This window comes from Thermococcus sp. GR6 (genome assembly GCF_012027415.1).
Taxonomy (GTDB): Archaea; Methanobacteriota_B; Thermococci; order Thermococcales; family Thermococcaceae; genus Thermococcus; species Thermococcus onnurineus.
In genome coordinates, this window is record NZ_SNUM01000001.1 from 406,316 (window position 1) to 432,141 (window position 25,826).

29 protein-coding genes and 1 tRNA gene are annotated in these 25,826 nt (G+C 52.4%); 13 read left to right on the forward strand and 17 right to left on the reverse strand.

Going from position 1 to position 25,826, the window contains the following annotated elements; genetic code table 11:
* Nucleotide 1 precedes the first annotated feature (1 nt).
* The 9 genes from E3E32_RS02335 to E3E32_RS02375 form a co-directional block, all read right to left on the reverse strand.
* Complete coding sequence (locus tag E3E32_RS02335; protein ID WP_167730000.1) at nt 2–199, reverse strand: hypothetical protein; 198 nt, start codon at nt 197–199, stop codon at nt 2–4.
* Nucleotides 200–201: 2 nt separating this feature from the next.
* Nucleotides 202–498, reverse strand: a complete 297-nt coding sequence (locus E3E32_RS02340; protein WP_012571694.1) for a winged helix-turn-helix domain-containing protein — start codon at nt 496–498, stop codon at nt 202–204.
* A gap of 76 nt (nt 499–574) precedes the next feature.
* Nucleotides 575–766, reverse strand: a complete 192-nt coding sequence (locus tag E3E32_RS02345) for a hypothetical protein (RefSeq protein WP_240910551.1) — start codon at nt 764–766, stop codon at nt 575–577.
* A 353-nt stretch (nt 767–1,119) separates the two neighbouring features.
* The gene (locus E3E32_RS02350) at nt 1,120–1,968 is read right to left on the reverse strand and encodes a DUF2202 domain-containing protein (RefSeq protein WP_370456347.1); all 849 of its coding nucleotides are present in this window, start codon (nt 1,966–1,968) and stop codon (nt 1,120–1,122) included.
* 210 nt (nt 1,969–2,178) lie between these two features.
* On the reverse strand, nt 2,179–3,363 hold the full coding sequence (locus tag E3E32_RS02355; RefSeq protein WP_167730001.1) for a cell wall-binding repeat-containing protein: 1,185 nt from the start codon (nt 3,361–3,363) through the stop codon (nt 2,179–2,181).
* Nucleotides 3,364–3,589: 226 nt separating this feature from the next.
* On the reverse strand, nt 3,590–3,814 hold the full coding sequence (locus E3E32_RS02360) for a hypothetical protein (RefSeq protein WP_167730002.1): 225 nt from the start codon (nt 3,812–3,814) through the stop codon (nt 3,590–3,592).
* The gene (locus E3E32_RS02365) at nt 3,814–4,521 is read right to left on the reverse strand and encodes a DUF4405 domain-containing protein (protein ID WP_167730003.1); all 708 of its coding nucleotides are present in this window, start codon (nt 4,519–4,521) and stop codon (nt 3,814–3,816) included. Before E3E32_RS02365 ends, E3E32_RS02360 begins: the two co-directional genes overlap by 1 nt.
* Before the next feature lie 206 nt (nt 4,522–4,727).
* On the reverse strand, nt 4,728–6,503 hold the full coding sequence (locus E3E32_RS02370; RefSeq protein WP_167730914.1) for a ribosome biogenesis/translation initiation ATPase RLI: 1,776 nt from the start codon (nt 6,501–6,503) through the stop codon (nt 4,728–4,730).
* A gap of 94 nt (nt 6,504–6,597) precedes the next feature.
* On the reverse strand, nt 6,598–6,858 hold the full coding sequence (locus E3E32_RS02375) for a hypothetical protein (protein WP_206205193.1): 261 nt from the start codon (nt 6,856–6,858) through the stop codon (nt 6,598–6,600).
* Between the two features lie 101 nt (nt 6,859–6,959).
* Here E3E32_RS02375 and E3E32_RS02380 point away from each other — a divergent pair, with 101 nt between their 5' ends.
* On the forward strand, nt 6,960–9,635 hold the full coding sequence (locus tag E3E32_RS02380; RefSeq protein ID WP_167730005.1) for a DEAD/DEAH box helicase: 2,676 nt from the start codon (nt 6,960–6,962) through the stop codon (nt 9,633–9,635).
* Between the two features lie 54 nt (nt 9,636–9,689).
* Here the strand turns inward: E3E32_RS02380 and E3E32_RS02385 are convergent, their stop codons facing one another.
* Complete coding sequence (locus E3E32_RS02385; RefSeq protein ID WP_167730006.1) at nt 9,690–10,307, reverse strand: YigZ family protein; 618 nt, start codon at nt 10,305–10,307, stop codon at nt 9,690–9,692.
* Between the two features lie 3 nt (nt 10,308–10,310).
* Nucleotides 10,311–10,757: an HAD family hydrolase gene (locus tag E3E32_RS02390; protein WP_167730915.1), complete on the reverse strand. Its 447-nt coding sequence runs from the start codon at nt 10,755–10,757 to the stop codon at nt 10,311–10,313.
* Nucleotides 10,758–10,895: 138 nt separating this feature from the next.
* On the opposite strand from E3E32_RS02390, the gene E3E32_RS02395 reads away from it, so the two are divergent.
* On the forward strand, nt 10,896–11,711 hold the full coding sequence (locus E3E32_RS02395; protein WP_167730007.1) for a phosphatase PAP2 family protein: 816 nt from the start codon (nt 10,896–10,898) through the stop codon (nt 11,709–11,711).
* A gap of 40 nt (nt 11,712–11,751) precedes the next feature.
* Nucleotides 11,752–11,828 (forward strand) — tRNA-Thr (locus E3E32_RS02400).
* 268 nt (nt 11,829–12,096) lie between these two features.
* On the opposite strand, the gene E3E32_RS02405 is transcribed toward E3E32_RS02400, so the two are convergent.
* Nucleotides 12,097–12,528: a hypothetical protein gene (locus E3E32_RS02405; protein ID WP_206205194.1), complete on the reverse strand. Its 432-nt coding sequence runs from the start codon at nt 12,526–12,528 to the stop codon at nt 12,097–12,099.
* Between the two features lie 239 nt (nt 12,529–12,767).
* On the opposite strand from E3E32_RS02405, the gene E3E32_RS02410 reads away from it, so the two are divergent.
* Nucleotides 12,768–13,610: a DMT family transporter gene (locus tag E3E32_RS02410; RefSeq protein ID WP_167730008.1), complete on the forward strand. Its 843-nt coding sequence runs from the start codon at nt 12,768–12,770 to the stop codon at nt 13,608–13,610.
* Here E3E32_RS02410 and E3E32_RS02415 read toward each other — a convergent pair.
* Both E3E32_RS02415 and panB read right to left on the reverse strand, forming a co-directional pair.
* Nucleotides 13,600–14,265 carry a glycosyltransferase family 2 protein gene (locus tag E3E32_RS02415; RefSeq protein ID WP_167730009.1) on the reverse strand — a complete coding sequence of 222 codons (666 nt, stop codon included), beginning with the start codon at nt 14,263–14,265 and terminating at the stop codon, nt 13,600–13,602. The genes E3E32_RS02410 and E3E32_RS02415 overlap by 11 nt on opposite strands.
* Nucleotides 14,266–15,123, reverse strand: coding sequence for a 3-methyl-2-oxobutanoate hydroxymethyltransferase (gene panB / locus E3E32_RS02420; protein ID WP_167730010.1), 858 nt, complete (start codon nt 15,121–15,123; stop codon nt 14,266–14,268).
* Between the two features lie 57 nt (nt 15,124–15,180).
* Between panB and E3E32_RS02425 the strand changes: the two genes are divergently transcribed.
* The 5 genes from E3E32_RS02425 to moaC are packed head-to-tail and all read left to right on the forward strand — an operon-like array spanning nt 15,181 to nt 19,002.
* Nucleotides 15,181–15,609 (forward strand): archease, encoded by a 429-nt coding sequence (locus E3E32_RS02425; RefSeq protein ID WP_167730011.1) that lies wholly within the window; start codon nt 15,181–15,183, stop codon nt 15,607–15,609.
* Nucleotides 15,610–15,618: 9 nt separating this feature from the next.
* On the forward strand, nt 15,619–16,557 hold the full coding sequence (locus tag E3E32_RS02430; RefSeq protein ID WP_167730012.1) for a tRNA (cytosine(49)-C(5))-methyltransferase: 939 nt from the start codon (nt 15,619–15,621) through the stop codon (nt 16,555–16,557).
* On the forward strand, nt 16,554–17,000 hold the full coding sequence (locus E3E32_RS02435) for a hypothetical protein (RefSeq protein WP_167730013.1): 447 nt from the start codon (nt 16,554–16,556) through the stop codon (nt 16,998–17,000). The genes E3E32_RS02430 and E3E32_RS02435 overlap by 4 nt, the downstream gene beginning before the upstream one ends.
* Nucleotides 17,001–17,059: 59 nt before the next feature.
* Nucleotides 17,060–18,499: an RtcB family protein gene (locus tag E3E32_RS02440; RefSeq protein ID WP_167730014.1), complete on the forward strand. Its 1,440-nt coding sequence runs from the start codon at nt 17,060–17,062 to the stop codon at nt 18,497–18,499.
* Between the two features lie 32 nt (nt 18,500–18,531).
* Nucleotides 18,532–19,002, forward strand: coding sequence for a cyclic pyranopterin monophosphate synthase MoaC (moaC, locus tag E3E32_RS02445; protein ID WP_167730015.1), 471 nt, complete (start codon nt 18,532–18,534; stop codon nt 19,000–19,002).
* 13 nt (nt 19,003–19,015) lie between these two features.
* Here the strand turns inward: moaC and E3E32_RS02450 are convergent, their stop codons facing one another.
* The gene (locus E3E32_RS02450) at nt 19,016–19,522 is read right to left on the reverse strand and encodes a hypothetical protein (RefSeq protein ID WP_167730016.1); all 507 of its coding nucleotides are present in this window, start codon (nt 19,520–19,522) and stop codon (nt 19,016–19,018) included.
* Between the two features lie 142 nt (nt 19,523–19,664).
* On the opposite strand from E3E32_RS02450, the gene E3E32_RS02455 reads away from it, so the two are divergent.
* Nucleotides 19,665–21,389: an endonuclease MutS2 gene (locus tag E3E32_RS02455; protein ID WP_167730017.1), complete on the forward strand. Its 1,725-nt coding sequence runs from the start codon at nt 19,665–19,667 to the stop codon at nt 21,387–21,389.
* Here E3E32_RS02455 and E3E32_RS02460 read toward each other — a convergent pair.
* A complete protein-coding gene (locus E3E32_RS02460; RefSeq protein ID WP_167730018.1) occupies nt 21,382–22,044 on the reverse strand; it encodes a Kae1-associated kinase Bud32 in 663 nt (220 codons plus the stop codon). The genes E3E32_RS02455 and E3E32_RS02460 overlap by 8 nt on opposite strands.
* A 5-nt stretch (nt 22,045–22,049) precedes the next feature.
* Complete coding sequence (locus E3E32_RS02465; protein ID WP_167730019.1) at nt 22,050–22,361, reverse strand: hypothetical protein; 312 nt, start codon at nt 22,359–22,361, stop codon at nt 22,050–22,052.
* Nucleotides 22,362–22,537: 176 nt separating this feature from the next.
* On the opposite strand from E3E32_RS02465, the gene thsB reads away from it, so the two are divergent.
* The 3 genes from thsB to htpX all read left to right on the forward strand — a co-directional run bounded on the left by thsB (nt 22,538) and on the right by htpX (nt 25,731).
* A complete protein-coding gene (gene thsB / locus E3E32_RS02470; protein ID WP_167730020.1) occupies nt 22,538–24,190 on the forward strand; it encodes a thermosome subunit beta in 1,653 nt (550 codons plus the stop codon).
* A 72-nt stretch (nt 24,191–24,262) separates the two neighbouring features.
* Nucleotides 24,263–24,823: a hypothetical protein gene (locus tag E3E32_RS02475; RefSeq protein WP_167730021.1), complete on the forward strand. Its 561-nt coding sequence runs from the start codon at nt 24,263–24,265 to the stop codon at nt 24,821–24,823.
* A gap of 38 nt (nt 24,824–24,861) precedes the next feature.
* A complete protein-coding gene (gene htpX / locus E3E32_RS02480; protein ID WP_167730022.1) occupies nt 24,862–25,731 on the forward strand; it encodes a zinc metalloprotease HtpX in 870 nt (289 codons plus the stop codon).
* The last annotated feature ends 95 nt before the right edge of the window (nt 25,732–25,826 follow it).

Genomic DNA, 25,826 nt, shown 5'->3' on the forward strand with positions numbered 1-25,826 from the left:
TTCAGACTTCCTCAAGCTTCTTCTTGACTTCCTCAGTGTGTCTCTTGGTCTCCTCCAGAGTGTTCCGCAGGTTTGACAGCTCGAGTTTCAGCTCACCCAGCGTCTTATTCATTTGGTAGAAGGCGAAGACTATTATGGCTATCAGGATCAGTCCAAGAATTATGGATATCCACCCGCTCGGGGCTGAGTTATACGGCATCATCACACCTCCTTCAGGTTTTTCACAATCTCGTTATCGATGACGAGCTTGAAGGGCTTTGCCCGGTAATACTTCTTTGCCCTTGGATCGTTTGGCTCGAGGCGAAGCTCGCTTTCGACGAGGTTTGCCTTTTCCAGCTTTTTCAGATGGAGATAAAGCAACTGGCGAGAAATGCCCAAGGTCTTTGCGAGCTCGTAAACGTACCACTCCTTCTCGCAGAGCATCTTGAGTATCCTAACTCTGATTGGAGAGCTCAATGCCTCCGCGATCACTGCCAGTTCTTGAATGCTCTCAACCATTTTCATCACGCTTGGCCTTCCATAGGGCAGGGGTTCTTACATAAGTTGGAAGGGGAAAAATAAAAAGCTTTCGAAATCAGCGCTTCAGGAGGGCGTAAAGCAGCGCCCCTACCAGGAGGAGGGGCAGGAGCAGGAATACCAAGCGCGCAAATATGAAAAAGATTGCAAATATTCCAAAGCCCCACCACATCCATCCGAAGCCCCATCTCCGCCTTCCGAACATTGGGCTCCTTATGATAGGTCCACCAAATCCCCTCGGCATTTTCATCCCTCCAGATAGAGCCATCCAACGATTGTTTCGCCGCAGTCGAGCGTTACTTTGATTCCAAACGGAGTCTGGTAAGCGCTTCCTATTGTGAGCCTATCGAGACTGCACCCGCCTACGACTTTTCCTAATGTAGTTTCCATAACTGTCTATGAGCTTGAGCACAGTTCCGTGTGGTGTTTCGTACCTCTCAACTTTGGCACGCCTCAGCAGGGCAAGGGCGTCGTCTTTGACCTCATCAACGTCTATCTCTTCAACGGGAAACTCTCCAAATTCAACAAAGTGCTAGGCTTTGACCTCCATACTCAAGCCTCCTCGATTTCCACCACATTAAGAGGGAAGAAAAAAGAAAGGCTTCAAATCGGCATGCCGAGTCTCCGGACCAATCCGTTCATCCAGCTCCAGGCGTGCCTGAAGACATTTACGATGCCCGCAATAATGCTGGTGTCCTGAACCGGCTCCTGTGCGGCGCTTCCCCACATTCCGTGGCCCCTGACAACATCGCCCATCGGGTTGCCAAAGCCGTGGCTGTTTGCCGAGCTGATGACCTCTTGGTAGTAGTCTTCGCTGACCATCTGCGGTTCATAGGTTACCCCGTAGTTCTCGAGGGTGCTCGTGAATGCTCTGAGGTGGTTCTCGCTTCCGGCCTTGAGGCTTTCATAGACTTGGATTATGTCGGCGTTGTCGGTCTGGGCTATCCTCTCCTCGAGGTCCACTATGTCGGTCTCCTCTATCAATGCCCCGACCTTGAGGGCGTCGACGAGGCTCTGGCTGCCCATCTCGATGAGCTGGTCGTAGAGGGCCTGAAGCTCCGGGTTCGTGAAGACGCCTATCTCGTCGGTGGCCGGATCGGTAAGGTTGTACTTCTCTATCAGGGCAAGCACGGTGTCAGTGTGCGTCTGCTCGCTCTGGGCGATGTTGTAGAATATTGGTAGTCCGTACATCTCGTAGAGCGTGAGGTAAACGTCCCTGGCGAGCTTCTCCTCTTCTCTCATCCAGAGTAGGCCATCTATTTCCTCCCGGCTCAGATCAGCGTAGTAAGTGATGAGTGTGCTGTCCATGAGGGGTGCGGTCTCCTGGACCGGCATCCTTGGACCAGCCCAGCTCGGCATTGCCGCGACCGCTCCAAAGGTCATTCCAACCAGCAGGACGAGGAGCCCAACTCCAAACAACTCTATCTTTCTCATGTTCTCATCCTCCTCCATGTGTAATTCTAATATTACATATGTCGAAGACTTTATAAAGTTTTCGGTGGAGATACGGTTAAAAACGTAGCCTTGGACCCATACATCATGCAACTCAAGCTGAAGAGAATACTAATTGAGGAGTGGTTGTTTTCTCTCTCGGTCTCTGACTTCCCTTTTAGGGCGACAAGAAGTCAGATAAATAAAAAGGATCAAAAACAAAATTAAACATCATGGGGCCCCGCCACGAGCAAAGGGCATAGCGTGGGCCTTTAAGTGGGACTTGCCACCCATGAAGAGCTCCCTAAGAGACTCTTCGATTTTCATGAGGAGGACATTGACCATTTCCACGTCATTGTTCTGGATGGCGACCTTGAGCTGCTCAACCAGGTTCTTTAATTCCGAGACATCGATCCCAGCATTTTCTAGGACTTTTATCTGGGCTTCCAGGCGGTGGAGTGTTACATTGGCCCTCATCATGGGGTTGAGCCCCATCCTCATGCTCCACTCACTGGAGGCTATTCTTATCACGAACTCCGCGTGGGCCTTCGCCGCTATCGCCATCCCGTAGGCCTTTCCGTATTTACCTTCGCTGTAGGCTTCTTTGGCTTCTGACAGCTCTTTCTCTGCAAGCGTTAGCATCCTCTCTACCAGTCTCTCCTGCATTGGAGTGAGGGTCGCGTTCTCAAGGAGGGCCTTGGCGGTGTTGATCCTCTCCTCGCTCGCGTTTATCGCCTCGAGAGCTATCTCCGCAGTTATGTTGACATGAATACTGGTGCAGTTGCACTCCCTGGACTGGTTTCTGAGCTGCTCCCTTACCCTGAGCATGGTTCTGTTCATAAAGGGGGTCCCGACAATGGTCACGTTGCCGGTTCTGACCTGAAGCTTCAGCATCAGCCTGGTCACGTTGGTTGTTCCATTGACGAATGCAATCATCGCTCTCTCTCTGACCGCTATCCTGAGGGCGGCCTTTATTCCGGCCGTGTCGTTGCCTGGAACCATGATGAGCTTATCCTTGAACTTAAGCTTGAACTTGACCTGGGCCTGGGTCATGACCATGAGGTTTGTCTCGTATCTGTTCTGACCGCCCCAGCGCTCTACTGTAATACCCAGCTCCTGGATATCATTGACGTACTGCTCGACCACTGCTTCGGGGCCTCCTATTATTATGACTTCGTCCGGAGCGTAGCTCATTATCTCGGCAGCGACGTTCGGGTCGTAAACACCCCACGTAGTCGTCACAATGATCGCACCGGTCACGTTTGCTAGGTACTGGGCCAGTGCACAGTCGGCCTCGTTATCACTAACAAGAATGACTGTTACCGAAGTTTCCTCTGCTGAAACCCTTCCAAAGGATAGGGTGGTTGTTATAAGCATAAAACCAAAGAGCAGTGCAATTGCTTTTTTCCACATCATGTCACATCACCTCGGTTATTCCTATGTGAAAAGGCATATTTAAGCCTTTTTCATGAAATCGTCTGTATAGATTCAAGATTTGTTTAGCCTTGATCTGGTTATTGTGATTTTTTGGTCGGCACTGTTAAACAACGTTAGCCATCGTTTATTTGTGTTTAAGATGACCATCCGGGAAGGTTAATAGGAAAAGAAGACGTGAGGAAGTTTAAAGAAAGACACTTTACTTTCATACTTCCTCTAGGATCTTTTCAACACTATTAGTCTGCTCTCTTAGCTCGGAGGCAACTGTGTTTATACCTCTCATTTCACTGAGCACTGCATTGAGGTTCTTGTGGAGAGAGTACATGGAGAATAGAACTACCACTAAGAGAACGAGCCAGAGGGCTATGTTCACGTACTCGACGTAGCCTGGAGTTTCAGCATAAAAGTATTGGGGAAGGTAAGGGCCCATCAGCTTCCGCCTCCTTCAACTGTTTCGTTTCCTTCAGCTTGAGTGTTTAAATCCAGGAGCTTCTCAATAGCTGCGGCGAGCTCTTCTTTGAAGACCTCTCTGTCCAGTCCGTTCTTGATTTCGATGGCCTCGAGGAGCTCATCTGGCTCTGCTTCGATGCCGTAATCCTCCTTTAGGACTTTAACTAGATCGTCCGCAGAGACTCCATAGAGATCCGCGAGCTGTTGTAACGTATAGCTCTTAAGCATCGTTCCGGTGATCTCAACGTAGGTATATGTAGTGGTAGTGTCATTGGTTGGAGTGTAAACGTACTCGTAGTCAGTATCGCTGGAGTCACTCTCTTCTTCCACGAAGTATGCACTGTAGACTTGGAATCCACCAGCTATGAGACCTATCACCAGCAGGAACCCGACCACGGGCTTCCACTTAGTCTTTCTAAAGCCCATCCTGAGCATGGTTATCATGCTTTTAAATCCAATTATCAGGTGAACCGCCACGAGGCCTATCATGACAAATCCTAAATACGTGTGGATGTTGGTCCAGGTGTCTTTATCAAGTCCCAGAAAGGTCCAGCCGATTGTATTTGCTATCCTACCGGAAGGCGCTAAGTAAAGGGCTATTCCTGAGAGTGCTATTATTGCAAAAACGATCGTTAGTGCTAGGTCTATTATGCCCCTAAGCCAGGCTGGAGCAGCCCTCCACTTCATAGACGGCACCTCCCTTTGCATTTTATTACCTGTACTTTCCTAGAGTGCTTGTCGAACCATATCATACTATCACCAACATATGTATGTTCAAACTTACATATGCTATAATGATTTAAAAAGATTTCGGATGGGCTCTTTTGTATAGTTCCACACAAATATAGAGTTCGACATAAGAACTTTAGACGTTTCAGAAAAATAAAAAGAATTCAGGCGGAGATGTAGTAATATTCTCCCATCTCCTTCTGTTCCCTGTCTTTGACGCTTCCTTCCTTGTTGGCCCTCGGCCTTCCAGTATCCGGATCGCGCCTGAAGGTTACTCCCACACTGGCCAGGAAGCGGTTCATTCCCTCGCGCATTCCCGTCGGAGGCAGAGCCTTACCGTACTTTCCGGGCTCGCCTTCGAAGACCATTATCCTGTCGCTGATGTAGTCTATCATGAGGACGTCGTGCTCGACCACCAGAGCAGTCTTTCCTTCTTTCTCCATGAGGTGTCTTATCGCCCTTGATACCGCAAGCCTCTGCTCAACGTCGAGGTAAGCTGAGGGCTCGTCGAGCAGGTAGAGATCGGCATCGCGTATGAGCGCTGCCGTTATGGCGACCCTCTGCAACTCTCCACCGCTCAGCTCGTTCACCTGCTTGTCGTAGAGGTCTGGAATGCCCAGCGGGTTTAACAGCTCAGTCTTGTAGAGGTTGCTGAGGAGCTTTGAGGCGTCGATCTTGCTCAGGAGGTCGTAAACCGTCCCCTCATAGTCTGCCTTGATGTACTGGGGCTTGTAGCTGACCTTAAGCTCCCAGTCGACCTCGCCCTCCGTAGGCTTCTCTACTCCGGCCAGCATCTTCACGAAGGTGGTCTTACCGATACCATTCGGGCCAACGATGCTAACTACTTCACCCATGTAGAGCGTCCCCGGCTCGGCCTCCAGCCTGAACCCACCGTAGTCCTTGACGAGGCGCGGATACTCAACGAGTATCTCGCTCGTCTGGCTCTGCCTCTCGCTCGATTTGGTGAAGCGTATCTCGTAGGGTCTAAATCTAACGTTTTCGTCTCTCAGGTAGCCCCTGAGGAACTCGTTGATGCCGTTCCTCGTTCCCTTCGGCTGGGAGAAGATACCATAAGCGCCAGGCTTACCGTAGACGACGTGGATTATGTCGCTCAGATAGTCGAGGACTGCCAGGTCGTGCTCAACAGTTAAGACAGCCTTTCCTGAGTCGGCAAGCTTCCTTATTATCCTCGCGACCTTTAGACGCTGCCTTATATCGAGGTAGCTGGAGGGCTCGTCAAAGAAGTAGAAGTGTGCATTCCTGAGTAGAGCCGCGGCTATTGCAACCCTCTGCAGCTCACCACCGCTTAGCTGGTCTATGTTCCTGTCGAGGACGTTCCTGAGCTCAAGCTCATCAACAACCTCGTCAAAGGCCCCAATCTCGTCTGTCCTCTTGAGTAAGTCCCTCACCTTGCCCTTCACCGCTTTGGGGATTAGGTCAACGTACTGCGGCTTCACGACTGGCTTGATCTCTCCGTTCTTCAGCCTTTCGAAGTAATTCTGGAGCTCGTTGCCGCGGAAGGCTCTGATAACGTTGTCCCAGCTGTCGTTGTCTCCGCAGAGGTTCGGGAGGAGCTGACCTGCGAGTATCCTAACCGCGGTGGTCTTACCGGTTCCGTTCGGGCCAAGGATTCCAACGACCATGCCGTCTTTGACTATCGGGAGCCTGTAGAGGACGAAGGCGTTGACGCCGTAGCGGTGGACGCAGCCTTCCTCAAGCTCCTCAGGGAGGTTAACAATCGTTATTGCGTTGAAGGGGCACTTGTGAACGCAGATTCCACAGCCTGTACAGCTCGCTTCCTGGATTATCGGTCTGTAGTTCTCCTCATCGATTATTATTGCCTCTCCTCCCATCCTGTTGACAGGGCAAACCCTCTCACACAGGAAATGCCCGCACTTGTCAGGGTTACATTTGTCGTACTCGATGACCGCTATGCGCATACTCACCACCGGGTTAGGCTGAGGGAGAGGGTTTTAAAGGATTGCGGGTTGGATAATCCCTGTTGTCTCGATAGCTGAGAGGCTTCCACGGGCTTCACGGCCTTCTCCATCTCTTAACTTCCTTCATCCAGAAGTCCCCGCTTTCCCCTTCGGTAGTCGGGGCGAGGAAGATCAGTAACAGGAGGAACAGACCGCCGAACAGCGCCGCGAAGAACAGGGACGGAACGTTTCTTGATGTGAACAGAAGGATAATCCACAGTCCCAGGATAAAGAGCGTTAGTTTTATCTTCCTTCGCTTCTTCGCCTTCATCTGCTCCGCCCACATCCTAACGTATTCGTCCTCATGGGCCTCCATGGTGATCCCCCTAATCATTCTGAGGGCGGTGTTTAAATCGCTTATTGTGTTGGTGCCCTCGCCTCCAGAAATTTTTTAGCGGTTTTCCCCAATATATCCCCATGTCCCTCTTCGAGACCCTCAAACCCCTCAAGTCCGAAATAGTCAAAGTTCACGTTTTTCCTCCGAGAGGCGGCGAGTTCTCCGATTTTCGGTTCAATAACCCCGAGGTCAATGCTCTCCTTGATGAGTTAGGCTTTAAACTGTACTTGCACCAGGTTGAGGCCCTCGGAAAGCTCTACTCAGGCAAAAACATCGTGGTAACCACTCCAACCGCGAGCGGAAAGAGCGAGATTTTCAGGCTGGCGATCTTTGACTCTTACCTATCCAATCCTCGCGCGACCTACCTGCTCGTCTATCCCACCCGCGCGCTTATCAACAACCAGTTCGAGAAGTTCTCGCTCGAGAACCTCGCGTTCTACCGTCTAACCGGCGAGTTCATCAACGCGAGGATTCTGACGGGCGACGTCTCGTGGGAGGAGAGGCGCGAAATACTCCGCGAGAGGCCGCGAGTGATATTCACGACCCCGGATATGCTCCACTATAACATCCTTAAAAGATGGCGCGACTACGAGTGGCTTTTGAGGAACCTCCGCTATCTCGTCGTGGACGAGCTTCACGTTTACCGCGGCGTCTTCGGGAGCAACGCGGCTTACCTGTTCAGACGGCTGGCCTTCAGGTTCAAGCGCCTCGGCGCGAAGCCTCAAATAATAGCCCTTTCAGCAACACTGAGAAACCCTCGGGAGTTTGCCGAGAAGCTTTTTAGAGCTGAGTTTGAGCCGGTAAGCGAAGCCAGGAATCCCTTTCCGAGGCGGTACTTAATCCTCTTCGAGCCCAAGAACCTCGACGAGAGACAGCTTTTGAGGGCCGTTGTGGAGAGGCTCGCCGAGAAGAAGATCAAGACCCTCGTCTTCTTCGACTCGCGTAAAGGAACGGAGAAGCTCATGCGCTTCCTCCTCAATTCGCCAGTCTTTCACAAGACGAGCACCTACAAGGGAACGCTGCCTAAAAACATCCGCTGGGAGATAGAACGGGACTTCAAAGAGGGAAAGCTTCTCGTTCTCCTCACAACCAACGCTCTCGAGCTCGGCATCGACATCGGCGATCTGGATGCGGTGATAAACTACGGCATTCCGCCCGACGGTCTCTTCTCACTTATCCAGCGCTTTGGAAGGGCTGGAAGGAGCGCTGATAGGGAAGCGATAAACGGCATTGTCCTCAGGAAGAACGGATTGGATTATTACTACCGCGAGCACTTCGACGAGCTAACCGAGAGGCTCGAGAAGGGCATAATCGAGTACATGCCAGTCAACCTGAAGAACGAGCGCATAGCGGAAAAGCACCTGCACTATCTGCTCACTGAAATAGGGGTAATCGAATGGGACGAGCTGGACGAGTTCGAGCGAAAGGTGATGGAGAGGCTTGTTATAGAGCGCAGGGCCTCGCTCAGGAAGAACCCAATAACAGGCAAGCTCGAGGTCAGACCTCTGAGGCCCGCTTTCAGCTACTCCTCCCTCCGGACGGCCACCGACGAGAGCTTCTTCCTCGTCAAGGACGAGCCCTGGATAAGGGCGAAGCTGATGCAGAAGCGGGACATGGGAGAGCTTCTCCGCTTCGTCAACTGGCTCAAGATAAAGGGCTACCTCATCGAGGAGGTCAATGCCGACGAGTATCACCGCTCACTCCTCCCTGGAATGGCCTACTTCTCCCGCGGGGAGCTTTACATGTCAGGAGAGCGCTTAACCCTTGGAAAGTTCCACTTCGTCTTCGCCAGGCAGTTAAATCGCCTCTGGGATGTAGAGACGTTCGTGAGCAAGCGCGAGGAGGTAGAGATACTTGAGACAACGGCGAGCAAAGCGTATAGGGGCGTCGAGATATGTCTCGGCCGGCTCAGGGTGAGGCACATCTATACTGGCTTCGCCGTCAAGGGCAACGACGTGGGCAACTACGTGGCTGAACTGATGAGGCTGAAGGAAGCGGGAGTCCTGAAGGGTGAAATCTATTCCCCCCTGAGCGGCGAGAGGGTCAAGGCTGACGAAGACTTCTCGATACTCAACTGGGAAAGGTTTGCCAGGGTTGAGTTCGAGGAGCCCCACATTAGGGAGTTCGAGACCGAGGGAATCTGGCTCGTCTTCCCCGACTGGATACGAGAGATTCCGAACGGGGAGTTCAGGGAATTTTTCGGCATAGCTGCGGAGAAAGACAGGGAAGACCTCGCTTTCACCCTCTACGAGAACCTGGACAGAAAGAAGCTCTTCCCCATCTACCTCGGTGCCACGAGCCACGTCATTAGGAAGGCCATAGGCGATGCCCTCCAGCGTTTTGGAATAAACGAGGAGGAGCTGGCCTTTGCGATAAAGAAGATGGTGGACAGCAAGGATGGAATAGGCTCGGCCCTTCATGCCATAGAACACAACATTATCAAGATAGCACCCATCTTCACCTACGTAGATTCACGCGAGCTCGGCGGCTACAGCTACGCGAGCTTCCCCAATCAGCCCCACATCGGAAGGCCCCTCGTCTTCATCTACGACGGCAACGAGTTCGGTGCCGGCCTGGCCGAGATACTCTATGAGAACGTCGAGAAGCTTATGGAAAAGAGCTATGAGCACCTGACCGGCTGTTCCTGTAAGGACGGCTGCCCGGTCTGCGTCCTCTCGCCGAAGTGCGGCACCTTCAATGAGTTCCTTGATAAATGGATGGCGATAAGGGTGTGGGAGAAAATTCTGGGGAAATAATGTTAACGTCGAGCGATTTTTACATACCATGTAATTTACATGGGATGTAAAAAATCACAGGCTCCTCATGAACAGCGGACTCAGTCTGACTCTCCCCTTCGTCCTCTCCGTGAGGAGCTCCATCAGGGACTCTGCTTCACCCTTCCGCGTCTCGACCGTGAACCTAACTAGCCCACCGTATTCCTCTTCCACTATTCTGCCGCCAGCCTTCTCAACGGTCTCCTTTACAACGTGGAAGAGGTTGTAGGGAAGGGTAATCTCAAAGCGCTCGGTTTCGTAGATTTCGACGATGCCAGCCTTATCTATGGCCAAGCTGGCCGCATCGCTGTAGGCCTTAACAAGCCCGCCGTAGCCGAGCTTTATGCCACCGAAGTAGCGCGTAACAACGACAACAACGTTGCTCAGACCTTTGTTCTGGATGACCTTTAATACAGGCTTTCCTGCTGAGCCTTTAGGCTCGCCATCGTCATCGTAGCGAACGGCGAAGTTCTTTCCATCGTTGATGAGGTAGGCTGAGACATTGTGGGTCGCATCGCGGTGATGGTCCTTTATCCTGGCTATGAATGCTTTAGCTTCCTCTTCTGAGCTGGCTGGCGAGGCGTAGCCGATGAAGACGGACTTTTTGACAACAAGCTCAGCGGTGCCCACTCTCTTGAGCGTCTTGTATTCCATACCTCACCCTCTCAGTGTCGCTGTGAGCTTCCTATCATCGAGAAGCATCGCTATTGCATCTTTTACATCTTTGACAACGATGTCACTTGCGAGGAGGGCCTCGACGGTCGCTCCTTCTGGCCCTATGACGCAGAAGGCCAATTCAGCGCTCTCGAGCATTGCCACATCGTTGTTTCCGTTGCCAACAGCTATGTAGGGACCATAGGCCATGGCCTTCTCGAGTTTTTCACTTCCATCTTTAACGCGCTCGATCCTTACTGGAAGGCCTTTGAACTCTTCCTCCAGCGTCCCGAAGGTGTCGGCGCTCAGAATGACGACGGTGTACCTATCTGACAACCTCTCGAGGAGGTGTTTTACCTCTTCATCCACCCTGCCGCTGACGCCAAGGGTGCCGTTGAGATCGAACACTACTGTTTCGGCTTTTATCTCGCCGTAACCCGGAATCTCCATTGGTCTCACCATCATCCCTTTGTTCGGAGAATTTTTAAGGGCTTGGACTCCAAACGCCACTGAGAAGAGCAACTCACATCTTGAATGTTAAATATTAAAGGCGAAAAAGTTAAATATTTCACCACTGGGGGTAATATCATGCTAAAGCTGCAAGAGCTCACCAACGACTGGGAGATCCTCGTGAGGCTAAACGCCTTCTTTATAAGCTACTTCGGGTGGCTCCTCTTTGGGCTCGCTTACGGTTTTCTCGGCAGGTATAGCGTCGACGTCACTCACTACCTCATACATCTCCCGTTTACCTCCAGGGATTTTGTGATAGGCCTCATCGAGTTTACAAAGAGCCTTCCGCTTCTCTACTGGCTCTTTGAAGGTGTGTACTACCTCGGTTTTTCAGGCTCGATAGCCCTCATCGTTGCGTATTTGCTCCTCTACAAAAGGGATCTAGAAGCCTCGGACGAGCTTTTCATTAGATACATGCTCTCCTACACCGTGGCAGGGTCGATATATTTGATCGTCCACGTCCACGCGCCCCATCTGGTCTACAACCTGCCTGGATATATCTCGGAGAACACCTATTTGACCAGACAGGAGTTCGTCCTGCCTTCCCTTCACAACACGTTCGCTATGGTCAACATAATTACACTCTGGAAGTACCGGAGGGAGAAGATTGGTGCGACACTCATTGTCCTTAACTCGTTGATACCCTTCACGACGCTCTTCCTTGGCCACCACTGGATCTACGACATAATAACTGGAATGATCCTTGCAGTGGTCGTTTCGAAGCTCACAGCAGGTTATTCTCCAAGACTTCCAGCAATGTTGTGCGGGCTGGAGCTTTCATATTTAAGACGGCTGGCGGTTCTGAGCTTCTTCATTGGTGTAATCGCCCTCTTTCTAGCCGCTGATCCTCAGTACTGGAGCCAGCTTGTCAGCAATCTCCTTGGGACTCCCTGAGAAAAACTTATAAAGGTCTCCAGAGCCCTTAACATGGGACGCCGGGGTAGCCTAGCTCGGCAGGGCGGCGGACTCGTAATCCGCAGGTCGCGGGTTCAAATCCCGCTCCCGGCTCCACAACCGTCCTTCCCTTCTGACAGGCAATTCCTCAGTTGAAAGCCTCATTAGAATGGCGTCTTCTATGAAACGGTTCCTGTTATACGTTGCTTGGTCGAGAAGTTAGATGACCTGCGGACTAAGCGTGATGTGGATTGCTTTACGAGTTCTCTTGGGCTTCTTTTTGACTATTTAAAGGCCCCCAAAGGCGCCTTTTTGTGTGGCCACACGTGGCCACGAAGCCTCTCCAGAACAGCTTTCATTATTGCCTGTAATGTTAATCTATACCTCACCACAGAATAAGGCCGCCCTTCACCTGGAGATGGACGGAGATGGGCTCATCGGTCGAGTCGGACATTATGACCAGATACAGGGGACCTCTTTTGGGAAACCTCCAGGCTCTCTCTACGCTGGTGGTGCTGTCAACCCTAAAGAGACATATCGTCCCTTCTCCAGATTTTAGCATTCTGAAGCCAGTTTCATCGGTGATGCATATTGTAACAGGTCTGTCGGACTCTATCAAGAAATAGAGCATGCTCCACTCGTAGCCGTCTAGTTTGTAGACCTTGTAATCCTCCGGTTCTATCAGGATATCCTCCTTAAAGTTATATGAAGCCCCCCATAGTATTGGAGCGATAATGAGGACAGTAACCACTACTATAGTGAATCCGAGGGCTTCTATGCGCTTAATAGTTGCTGATTTGAGAGTTATCTGGGCCACTGTCTATCCCCATTTTTTATTATCTTTACAGCGTTATTTAAGCGTTGTGACGTTAAGTTGGACTTTAATTATTTTATTGTTACATTTGTCCTCACAATCTGGAGCTTCGGCATCATATTGGACAAAATCCAAGATATGGCAGTTACTACTCTTTCCCTATATGAACCATTGGGACATTAGAAGCGGTGCTTACGAACCCTCCTGAGGATTTATAAGCAAGAAAGGAGAACAGGAAAACCATGGAGAGGGAATCCCTCGGGACACTCCTCGCGATAACTGGGATGTTCATCTACGGCCTCGAGCCAGTCGTGATAAAGTCAAACCCATCAAACCCAATTAGTTTTGCCGCCTTCTCAGCTCTCACGGCCTCCCTGATACTCTGGGGGAGTCTAATTTGGAGCGGGGATTGGCGGGAGATTCGGGGCAATCCAAGAGACCTCAGGAAGGCCTTTTTTGTGGGATTATTTGGAACTGCACTGGCTTATTTTGCCTATTCCTTCGGCGCGCGAATGAGCACTGCCATAAATGCCGCACTCATAACAAGGAGCGAAGTGCTCTTCTCCTTCTTCCTCTCGTGGCTCTTTCTTGGGGAGCGGATAACCCGGCGGCTAGTGGGTTATTCCCTCTTTATACTCGCCGGTTTAACCTTCGTGATCATCCAGGGTCGTTCTCTGGAACTTCACCTTGGGGACTTTCTGCTCCTGCTCGTCCCACTCTTCTGGCAGCTCGGCCACGTTATAGCCAAAAGGCTCTCCTACGGCCCGATTATAATAGCAGCACTGAGAAACACCTTCGGCTTTTTACTGCTCTTCCCTCTGGCGGCTGCTACTAGTTTGGAGCTTTCCAGGTTTGTCATCGCCGAGGGCATGATAATAGCTTTAGGCCAGATAGTCTGGTACAAGTCGATAAAGCTCATCAACCTTTCTAAGGCGACGGCGATAATAACGCCCGCTCCTGCAGTGGCGATTGGAATAAGCGTGCTCCTCGGTGAAAGCTTCACGCTCTATCATGCCATCGGTTTTCTCCTCATAACCCTCGGAACGCTGGGTGCGGTAAAGGTAAAGAGCGAGCTCAGAACTTGAGGAGAGCCCAGAGGAAACGAAAGACGTCCTCAAGACGGAAGTGGCCTGTTTCAATACCGTAAATCATACTGACGGGTACTTCTTTAATCCTCGCTCCCATCTTCGTCGCCTTGATGAGCATCTCAGTTTCAACCTCGTAGCGGTCGCTTTCAATGGTCGGCACGAACTCCCTCTTCATTGCCCTGAAGCCGCTCTGGGTGTCGTAAACGTACTGCCTCAGCTTGAGCCTCAAAAGCCTGGTTGTTATTATGTTGCTCAGCCTTCTGTGGAGCGGTCTTTTACCCTGAACCTCAAACTTTCTCGCGCCGATAACGAAGTCTGCTTCCTCTTTAACTATCGGCTCAATGAGGTTTATTATTTCCTCAGGCCTGTGCTGGCCGTCGGCGTCCATGAAAACTATGATCTCTCCAGTAGCTTCCTTCACGCCCTCCCTCATGGCTGCTCCTTTTCCGCTGTTCTTCTCGAGTCTCAACGCTTTGATTCTGAAATCTTTTTTGCTGTATTCAACGGCTACCCCGTGGGTGTTGTCGTTGCTTCCATCGTCCACGACAATTACTTCATCCACGAACTCTGGAATTCTCTCAAGGACTTTTCCGATTCGTTTTGCCTCATTGTAGGCTGGAATTATGACGGTTATTCTCTTGCCTTCCAGCATTCAATCATCCTCGCTCAATCTTTCGAGGACATTTCTGGCTTTTCTCCTGAAGTCCTCTTTGTCGAGGAACTCCCAGTAGTGCTCCTTTGCGGGGAAAGAGCCGTTCTTGACCTCTTCGCGGTAGTTCTCAAGGGCGAGGCGGATCATCCCACCTATGTCAGCGTACTTCTTGACGAAAGGCGGGACGTTCTCGTAAATCCCGAGGATGTCATGCCAGACCAGAACCTGTCCATCCACGTATGGCCCAGCCCCGATGCCGATGGTCGGAATGGAGACCTCCTCGGTTACAAGCTTGGCAACATCAGCAAGCGTGAACTCCAGAACGACAGCAAATGCTCCGGCTTTTTCGAGGGCCTTGGCATCGCGCAGGATTTCCTCGATCTCCTCCTCGGTTTCGCCCATCAGGCGATAGCCTCCCAATCTGAGGTAGCGCTGTGGAGTTAAGCCGGTGTGTCCCATGACTGGAATTCCCATGCGGACGAGCCTCTTAACGAGCTTTTTATGATCATAGCCGCCCTCTATTTTGACGGCATCCGCACCTGCCTGAATCAGCCTGATGGCATTCCTGATGCCTTCTTCAACGTCAACCTCGTAGCTTCCGAAGGGCATATCGGCCAGAACGAGCGCCCGCTTGACGGCTTTGGCAACGGCCCTCGTGTGGAGAATCATCTGATCCATAGAAACAGCCAGTGTGTTTGGCTCACCGTAAACGACCATGCCAAGAGAATCTCCGATGAATACGATGTCCATTCCTGCTCTGTCCGCTATGAGCGCGGAAGGATAATCGTAAGCGGTTATCATGGCGATTTTCTCTTTGCCCTTCATCTCCATAATCGTCCTTGGGGTTATCTCCCTCATGCTCTCACCCTTAGCCTAATAAACCCTCGTCCCTATAAGTCTTCTGGAGGTGAGGGTATGCGCGAGTGGGAACACTACGAGCACACCGCGGACATTGGAATCCGCGGATACGGTGAGACCCTTGAGGAGGCCTTTGAAGCTGTCGCGTTGGCGCTCTTTGATGTCATGGTCGATGTGAGGAAGGTCGAGCCGAAGGAAGTGAGAGAACTTGAGATTGAGGCTGAAGACCTGGAGGCTTTGCTCTACCTGTTCCTTGAGGAGCTCTTGGTGCTTCATGAGATGGACGGTCTCGTCTTTGGGGACTTCAAGGTCAAAATCGAGAAGACGGAGGATGGCTATAGGCTCAGGGCCAGGGCCTACGGTGAGCCCCTCAATTACGAGAAGCACGAGCCCAAGGAAGAGGTCAAGGCCATAACCTACCACGACATGAGGATTGAAAAACTGTCAGACGGGAGATGGATGGTCCAGCTCGTGCCCGATTTATGAGGTGGTCAGATGAGCGTGAGGGACGAGATCAGGGAGGCCAACCAGGAGTTTTACGAGCGCTATTCTCAGATAGAGGATACTGACGAGTTTTGGGAGTTCATAGTCAAGCCGCTCCGGCAGAGCATAAGGGTGAACACGCTCAAGGCCCCGCTTGAGGTTGCAGTTGAACGCCTGAGTGAGGATTACGAGCTCGAGCCGATCCCATGGGTCAGGGAGGGCTTCTTTATCAACGTAGATAACCTCGCCAGAGTTCCGGAGCACAGTCTGGGTCTGGTCTTCGGTCAAGAAGCCAGCTCAATGATTCCGCCCGTTGTTCTTGACCCAAAGCCTGGAGAGCTCGTTCTTGACATGGCCGCCGCGCCGGGCTCCAAAACCGGGCAGATAGCACAGTACATGGAAAACGAGGGCTGCATAATAGCCAATGACCCCAAGATAGACAGGGCAAATATACTCATAGCGAACCTCAACAGGATGGGCGTCCTGAACACCCGCGTGACGACGCGCGATGGTGCCTACTTCGGAAGGTTTGAGAATACCTTCGACAGAGTTCTACTCGATGCCCCCTGCTCAAGCGTTGGCATGATAAGAAAGAGCTGGAAGTTCCTGACCGGATGGAGGCTCAGGGGAGTCATCAAATACATGAACATCCAGAAGAGGCTTATCCTTGCAGCATACCGCGCGCTCAAGCCGGGAGGAGTGCTCGTTTACTCCACGTGCACTATAGACCCCATTGAGAACGAGGAGGTCGTTGACTACCTCCTGAGGAAGACGGACGCGAGGCTGGAGAAGATAGAGCTACCTGTCAAGACGAGTGAGCCAGTTCTCGAGTGGGAGGGCAGAACATACTCGGAAGAGCTTAGGAAAGCCCTCAGGATTCACCCCAACGACAACGACACTGAGGCATTCTTCATTGCGAAGATAGTGAAGCCAGGGGAGGGGGAAGCATGAGCGAGAACCCGAGGGGAGAGATAGGGAAGAGGGACGATACCGAGCTCGTGAAGAAGCTTTTGCTTGAGAATTACGGCTACGCTCCGGATTTAATTTACGAGATACGCGGCAGATACCACAAGGTCTATGCATACAAGCCTTGCGACTTTGAGGTGAAAAGTACGGACAGACAGGGGGTCTATTTTGGCAGGATAGAGAGCGACGGGATAAGGCTCACCATCGAGGGGAGCTTCCTGGTTGGACCAAAAGCGACGAAGAACATTGTTGAGCTGGATAAAGAGCGAGCCAAGCTCTATCTTGCCGGCGAGAGCGTTAGGATTGACGAAAACCTTCACGGCTGGGTCATTGTCAAGTGGGGGAGCTACTACCTCGGTTCGGCCAAAGCCAAGGAGGGCAGGCTCATCAACTACGTGCCGAAGGAGAGAAGGCTGAAGCTGGAGTAACACTTCAGTCCAGCTAAAGCTTAAATAACTTCGGGGAGATTTAAAACGGGGGTGAGAGGATGATTCCGCTGAAGAAGATTGATAAGATAAGGTGGGAGATACCAAAGTTCGATAAGAGGATGCGCGTTCCGGGAAGAGTCTACGCCGATGATGTTCTCATAGAGAAGATGAGGGGAGATAAGACTCTTGAGCAGGCGGCAAATGTTGCCATGCTTCCTGGCATCTACAAGTACTCCATAGTCATGCCCGACGGTCATCAGGGTTACGGCTTCCCGATAGGCGGCGTCGCCGCTTTTGACGTTGAGGAAGGAGTTATCAGCCCCGGTGGAGTCGGCTACGACATAAACTGTGGTGTCCGTCTTATCCGCACGAACCTAACTGAAAAGGAAGTTAGGCCGAAGATCAAGGAGCTCGTCGACACACTCTTCAAGAACGTGCCGAGTGGTCTTGGAAGCAAGGGGCGCGTGAGGCTCCACTGGAGCCAGCTCGACGATGTTCTGGCAGAGGGAGCAAAGTGGGCCGTTGACAAAGGCTACGGCTGGAAGGGGGACCTTGAGCACCTTGAGGAAGGCGGCAGGATGGAGGGTGCGGATCCAAATGCCGTCAGCCAGAAGGCCAAGCAGAGGGGAGCTCCACAGCTTGGTTCCCTTGGCTCGGGAAACCACTTCCTCGAGATCCAGGTCGTTGACAAAATCTACGACGAGGAAGTGGCAAAGGCCTACGGCCTCTTTGAGGGACAGGTCGTTGTGATGGTTCATACCGGAAGCAGGGGTCTCGGCCACCAGGTCGCAAGCGACTATCTTCGCGTGATGGAGAAGGCCAACAGGAAGTACGGAGTTCCATGGCCCGACCGCGAGCTCGTCAGCGTTCCCTTCCAGAGCGAAGAAGGCCAGAGGTACTTCAGCGCAATGAAGGCGGCAGCAAACTTTGCCTGGGCCAACAGGCAGATGATAACCCACTGGGTCAGGGAGAGCTTTGAGGAGGTCTTCAAGCGCAAAGCCGAGGACATGGAGATGACCATCGTTTACGACGTTGCCCATAACATAGCAAAGGTCGAGGAGCACGAGGTTGATGGAAAGAAGGTCAAGGTCGTCGTCCACAGGAAGGGCGCTACCAGGGCCTTCCCGGCCGGTCATCCAGATGTGCCGAAGGCTTACAGGGACGTTGGCCAGCCGGTTCTCATTCCTGGCTCGATGGGTACCGCCAGCTACGTTCTTGCTGGAACTGAAGGCTCGATGAAGGAAACCTTCGGTTCGAGCTGCCACGGAGCCGGCAGGCTCCTCAGCAGAAAAGCGGCAACCAGACAGTACCGCGGTGACAGGCTCAAGAACGAGCTCCTCCAGAAGGGCATCTATATCAGGGCGGCAAGCCTCAGGGTTGTCGCTGAAGAGGCCCCAGGCGCTTACAAGAGCGTTGACAACGTTGTTAACGTCGTCCACGAGGCTGGTATTGCCAAGCTCGTCGCCAGGATGCGCCCGATGGGCGTTGCGAAGGGCTGATGCCTTTTCTTTCAACTTTTGGGGGCGTTGCAATGAAGGAACTAACCCACGTCGATGAAAAAGGTGTCAAGATGGTCGAGGTTGGGCATAAGAGGGAAGTCTTCAGAAAGGCTGTCGCGAAGGGCAGGATACGGCTCAGACCGGAGACTATCGAGCTGATAAAGGCCGGGAAGACGAAGAAGGGCAACGTTATTGCGACGGCGCAGATTGCTGGAATTCTGGCCGTCAAAAAGACGCCCGAGCTGATTCCGCTCTGCCACCCGATACCGCTCACGGGCGTGGACATCTCCTTCGAGTTCGGCGAGGACTACATCGAGGCCACCTGCGAGGTTCGCGCGACCTACAAGACCGGAGTCGAGATGGAGGCCCTGACGGGGGTAACCCTCGCGCTGCTGACCATATGGGACATGGTTAAGGCCGTCGAGAAAGACGAGCAGGGTCAGTATCCGTTCACGAGGATTGAGGGCATCCACGTAGTCGAAAAGGTGAAGGAAGAAGGCTGAGGCCTTTCTTTTCTCATTCCCTGCAGTATCCCAGGATAAAATATTCGAGGATCTTAAGCAGGTCATTGAGGAAGAAGCCCAGGAGCACGAGGAAGAAGCCTGCGAACGGGTATCTCTCGTCTAAATACTGAAGGCCGAAGACTAGGGGCGCCCAGATAACGAGAGGTTGGAAGCCCATCAGTATCTTCATCATTGTTGAAGCCTGGCTTAGGATGAGCTTTTTCAGTGCTCCCTCGTTCCTCACTAGATATGCGTTTTCTTTAAGCTTGAATTCCTTCGTAAGAGGGTCGGTGGTCCTCGCAAGCAGTTTGATCCCGTCCTTGAACTTTATAAGGTAGACGTGTTCTCCAAAGGTCGACTCAAGAAAAGCCTCAACCGTCAGCTCGACGTCCCAGTCTTCCCTCAGCTCGGCGACGTGAATGCCTTTTCGCCTCAGGCCTTCCACGAACTTCTTACTATCGAACTCCAGCTCCCATATCCTGAATCTGTAGCTGGGCTTAAGGAGTCTTTCGAGGAGCATTGAAGACACCGTGTTACTGTTATCGTTAGTACTGGCGCAACTCATCCTTATAAAATTTCCTGGGAGTTTCCTTGATGGATTGTGCTGGTGTGAGACAGTGAATGTCGGAAGGTTTTTTAGACTTCGGCCCATTTCTTGAACGATGACCCTCAAGCTTAACCCAGAGGCTAAGGCAATCTACCGGGCGATACTCGAGGAGATAAAGAGGCGGTTAGTCCTTCCTGGAAGCTCGGCTTTTCTTGACGAGTTTGGGCCGGTTTCTGAGAGGGATGAAATCCTCCGCAGACAGGCGTATTTCAAAGAGAACCTGCCGAAAATCCGGCCTGAACTCAGGAAATATCTCTCGAAGGTTCGGTCCATAAAGTTCAGGCGCGACTTCCTCCACGACAGGGTTCTAATAGTTGATGAGAGCGAGCTTGAAAAAGCGGAGAATTTAAACCTCTGTGAGGTCTCGACCAGCCTTGAGGATGCCGAAGGCTATCCCATCGTCCTCAGCACCGTTGGCTACGGCATCGATGTTGAGCTTACACCTTCCGATATAGCTCCTGAGCTCTACATCATGCCTCTATGGGAGAACAGAGAGACGCTTCAAGCCCTCGTGAGTATAGGCGAGCTCACAGGGGAGAAGAGCGTTGCGGAAGAAATTCTCGAGGCGCTTAAAGAACTCGAAGAAGTCATGGAAAAAAGGAGGCTCCTTGATGGGCTCGAAGAACTGATAGCTGGCAAGGAGCGCGAGCTGAACGAGAAGATTTCAGAAAAGCTCGAGAAGTTCAGCCTGACGCTGAGCGGGAAAGAACTGCTTGAATTCCTGAGCGAGCTTAAAGCCGGGAACTACGAGGCGATTTTCTCGCACTTCGGTGAGGTAGAGGGTGGAATCTTAGACCTCATCAACGAGGCCGAGGAAGAGCTGAGCGAAAAGCTCGGCGTCACGGTTGAGCTGTTCTCCCGCGAGGAGCTCTATCCCGTCACAGTTCCCCCAGAGAGAGTCGAAATGCTGAGAGAGGAACTTGAGAAGGAGCTCAAGGTGGAGCTCTACCTCAAGAGCCGCGAGGTTCTTGGAAAAATCCGTCCACTTCTGGCCAGGCTTAAGGAAGAGCTGGCTGGGGTTTACGAGCTGGACTTCCTGAGGGCAGTGAAGGAGTTCGCGGAGGGCTTCACCTTCCCCGAGCTCTGGAACGGTGGAATCGCGTTCATCAACGGAAGGCATCTCTTCATCGAAAATCCCCAGCCGGTGAGCTACGTCGTTGGGAGAAAGCCCGAGAACTTTGACCTTCCCGGCGTGGAGAAGGTAAAGGACGAGCCCGTAGTAATCCTCACCGGTGCGAACAGCGGTGGAAAAACTTCACTCCTGGAGCTGATCACACAGATAACGCTCCTCGCCCACATGGGGCTGCCAGTTCCGGCGGAGAAAGCGTGGGTGGAGCCCCTCGACGAGCTTTTCTTCTTCAGGCGTAAGAGGAGCGTCTACGGTGCCGGAGCCTTTGAGACGGCCTTGAGGTCTTTCGTGAGGGCACTGAAGGGGGAGGGCAGAAAGCTGATCCTCATAGACGAGTTCGAGGCCATAACAGAACCGGGAGCGGCGGTCAAGATAATCGGAGAGCTCCTCAAAGTCGCCTATGAGAGAGGCTTTTACGTCGTCATAGTTTCACACCTCGGCGAGGATCTGAGGAGGGGGCTGCCCTTCGCGAGGGTCGATGGAATAGAGGCCAAAGGTCTAGACGAGAACCTCGACCTCATTGTGGACAGGCAGCCGAAGTTTGGAACGCTCGGAAGAAGCACGCCCGAGCTCATAGTCGAGCGCCTCGCAAAGAAGAAGCGTGGAAGAGAGAGGGAGATTTTTGAGAGGATTCTTCAGGCATTTAGGTAACCCAGCTCCTCTCCCTGTACCGTCCCCTGCTCTCGATCTCTTCAATCTTCGCCTTGAGCTCTTCCGCCTTTTCTCTGCCCCTGACCTCGGCATAGCCTTCCAGCACCGCTTCAAAGCCCTTCTCGAACCAAGTGTAGTGCGTACTCTCCATGGCTCTCTTGAGCAGGTGCAGGTCGACGCCCTGGGCTTCAAGCGTTGGGTCGAAATCGGCCAGACCGAAGTCTATGAGATAAACCTTCCCGTGTCGGAGGATCATGTTTGAAGTTGTAAGGTCACCGTGCACTATTCCCGCCTCGTGGAGCTTCCCCACCTGTCTCCCAATCTCCCTGCAAAGGTTCAGCCTCTCCTCCATAGGGACGCTCTCGAGGAGCTCCTTTAATCTCTCTCCATCAATGAACTCCATAACGATTTTCATGTCCCTCAGGTCGACCTCGTAGACGTAGGGGCAGTTGACGCCGAACTCCTTCGCCTTGTGGAGCACCCTCGCCTCACGGACGGTTCGCTCCTTCCTCAGCCCCTCGTCTATCTCCTTTATGCGGTATCTCTTTGGAATGCGGTGTTTGATGATGACCTTTTCGTTGTCCCACGGAAAGTAGAGCTCCTCGAAGTGTGCCAGGTATATCTTAGCCTCCGCTCCCTGTTTTATGAGCTCCACTCCGGTCACCTCTCCTTAAGTCCGAATTCCTCGATCAGTCTCTCGTAGTTCCTGACTGTTGCCCTTATCGTTATTACGTTTTCCATCTTCACGACGAGGGTTCCAGTTCCGTCCCTCACTACGAGGACGGCCGAATCGATGTTGCCGTCGTCGAGCTTTTCGCGGGCGTATCTGAGCTTCTCTTCCTCTGATTCAAGCATATCATCAATCACGGAAGCCTCGTTCTCAACGTCCACGCTCAGGAGGTCGTACTCCTCAATGCGCCCAAAGACTTCCCTCACCCTCTCAACAGGCACTTCGTAAACCCTCGGCTCCATGTTCCACACCTGGAATTGGTCAGTTTTGAAGGTTTTAGCCCTTTCCCCCACTTCTATGTCATCTTTTTGTCATTTATTCAAAAATTAGTCGTTTTTTTGAAATTTTCGGCCCAAAAACTTTTATAGAGTGCTGACGAAGCGTTTTTGCCAAATTGATATAGAAGGAGGAATGTCGAATGGCACAGCTTAGTGGACAGCCGGTTGTTATTCTGCCCGAGGGAACTCAGAGGTATGTTGGAAGGGACGCCCAGAGGATTAACATCCTTGCCGCGAGGATTATTGCTGAGACCGTGAGGACCACCCTCGGTCCGAAGGGTATGGACAAAATGCTTGTTGACAGCCTTGGGGATGTTGTCATTACCAACGATGGAGCCACCATTCTTGATAGGATTGACCTCCAGCACCCTGCCGCTAAGATGATGGTTGAGGTTGCTAAGACTCAGGACAAAGAGGCTGGTGATGGCACTACTACCGCTGTTGTGATTGCTGGTGAGCTTCTCAGGAAGGCTGAGGAGCTTCTTGACCAGAACATTCACCCGAGCATCATCGTCAAGGGTTACACCATGGCAGCTGAGAAAGCCCAGGAAATCCTTGAAAACATCGCCATTGAGGTTACCCCTGACGATGACGAGACCCTCATGAAGATAGCCATGACCTCCATTACCGGTAAGAACGCCGAGAGCCACAAGGAGCTCTTCGCCAGGCTCGCCGTTGATGCCGTCAAGCAGGTCGCCGAGAAGAAGAACGGCAAGTACGTCGTCGACATCGACAACATCAAGATCGAGAAGAAGGCCGGTGAGAGCGTCGAAGAGAGCGAGCTCATTCGTGGTGTGGTTATCGACAAGGAGCGCGTCCACCCGAGGATGCCTAACAAGGTCGAGGGAGCCAAGATAGCCCTCATCAACGAGGCCCTCGAGGTCAAGAAGACCGAGACCGATGCCAAGATAAACATCACCAGCCCGGACCAGCTCTTCCAGTTCATCGAGCAGGAGGAGAAGATGCTCAAAGACATGGTCGACCAGATAGCTGCCACCGGTGCAAACGTTCTCTTCGTCCAGAAGGGTATTGATGACCTTGCCCAGCACTACCTGGCCAAGTACGGTATCCTCGCCGTCAGGCGCGTCAAGAAGAGCGACATGGAGAAGCTCGCCAAGGCCACCGGAGCTAAGGTCGTTACCAACGTCAAGGACCTCACTCCGGAGGACCTCGGCCACGCCGACCTCGTTGAGGAGCGCAAGATAGCGGGCGAGAGCATGATCTTCGTCGAGGGCTGCAAGAACCCGAAGGCCGTTACCATCCTCATCCGCGGCGGTACCGAACACGTCATCGACGAGGTTGAGCGCGCCCTTGAGGACGCCATCAAGGTCGTCAAGGACGTCATGGAGGATGGCTACGTTCTTCCGGCCGGAGGTGCCGGTGAGATTGAGCTCAGCATCAAGCTCGACGAGTACGCCAAGGAGGTCGGCGGCAAGGAGGCCCTTGCTATAGAGGCCTTCGCTGAGGCCCTCAAGATAATCCCGAAGACCCTCGCTGAGAACGCCGGTCTCGACACCGTCGAGATGCTCGTCAAGGTCATCAGTGAGCACAAGAACAAGGGCAAGAACATAGGCATAGACATCTTCGAAGGCGGGCCTGCTGACATGATAGAGAAGGGCATCATAGAGCCACTCCGCGTCAAGAAGCAGGCTATCAAGAGCGCCAGCGAGGCGGCAATAATGATCCTCAGAATCGACGACGTCATCGCGGCAAAGATCAGCAAGCCAGAGGGTGGCCAAGGCGGTGGCATGCCCGATATGGGCGGAATGGGCGGTATGGATATGGGCATGTGATGCCCCTTTCACTTCTCTTTTCTGTCCAGCAGTTCTTATAAAGCAGCGTTAAGCAATCCTTCCGGTGGTTGTATGTACAGCGTGAAGAAAAGCAAAGCTGGCTACATTTTTGACCTTCCGAGGGAGAGGATAGCGTTCATGTTTCTTGAGGACGGCACGTACCTTATGTACCACGACGAGAAAGTCCTCTGCTACTCCATGAAGCCAGTCCCCGTTAGTAGGGAGGAAATAGAGCGCTTTGAAAAGAGCGGAGAACTCCCAGAACTGGTAAAGTCAATAAAGTCTGGAAAATATCCGGAAGTCTGCGTCGTTAAACAGCTCCCGCCTGTAGACGAGGACTTAACGCAGCTCAATCCCGACAGGAAGTGCGTTGTCATCTTCACGGGCTTTCAGGATACGGTAATAGACTACGTCGAATGCAACGGGCAGACCCTTGCAGTGGCGAGGCTTGTGGATGAGCCCGATAGAGTCTGCAGGTTCTTTGGAAAGGGCAACTACAAAATTGCGGCGGTGAAGCTCAAGCGCGGTGGGGACTGTCTCGGCAGGAAGGAGTTTCTTCAGAAGGTCGAAGAGTGCAGGAGTGCACTTCAAGGGGACTTAAGGCACCGAAATATTTTAGTATTGTCTGGTTAGTTTAATCTTGTGGGTAAAGGTTAAGCGGAGGTGAGACCATGGGGCTCGAACTGTGGCTCAGAACCGGCCTGCTGATGGCCGTGCTTACGGGATTACTGATGGCAATAGGCTACCTCATCGGCGGAACGAGTCTAATGTTCGTAATGTTCATGTTTTCGCTCGTCATGAACTTTATCTCCTACTGGTACAGCGACAGGATAGTGCTGGCCTGGTATCGAGCCAGAATAGTTGACGAAGAGGAAGCGCCGGAACTCTACGCAATAGTCAGGAGTCTTGCCGAGAGGGCTGGACTTCCGATGCCCAGGGTTGCGATAATCCCCAGCGAGACACCGAATGCCTTCGCCACCGGAAGAGGCCCCAAGCACGCGGTGGTAGCCGTTACAACCGGATTGCTCAGGATACTCAACAGGGACGAGCTTGAGGGAGTTATAGCTCATGAGCTCACTCACATCAAGAACAGGGACATACTCATAGGTACAATAGCGGCAGCTCTGGCGGGGGCGATAGTCCAGCTCGCCTACTGGGCCAGGTGGATAGCAATATTCGGAGGCTTCGGCAATGACAGGGACAGGGACAACGTCATAACGGCCCTCCTCATCGCGGTTCTCGCACCGATAGCAGCCATGCTTGTCCAGGCTGCAGTCAGTCGCTCGAGGGAGTACCTAGCCGACGAAGGAGGGGCCAAGATAAGCGGGAAGCCCCACGCTCTGGCCAGTGCACTGATGAAGATAGAGCAGGCCGTTTACTACAAGCCAATGAGGGAAGGCAATCCCGCAACGGCCCATATGTTCATAGTCAACCCCTTCAAGGGAACGAGCCTCGCGAGCCTGTTCTCCACCCATCCGCCAACGGAGAAGAGAATAGAGAGGCTCAGGAAGATCGCGGAGGAGATGGGCATCTACTTCTGAGGCCTTTCTCTTCTGTTTTTATTTTGTCAGATGGAGATGGATATCGTGGGGTTCTTGAATTATAGAATTGTTCAATTCTGTAATTACATCATCGA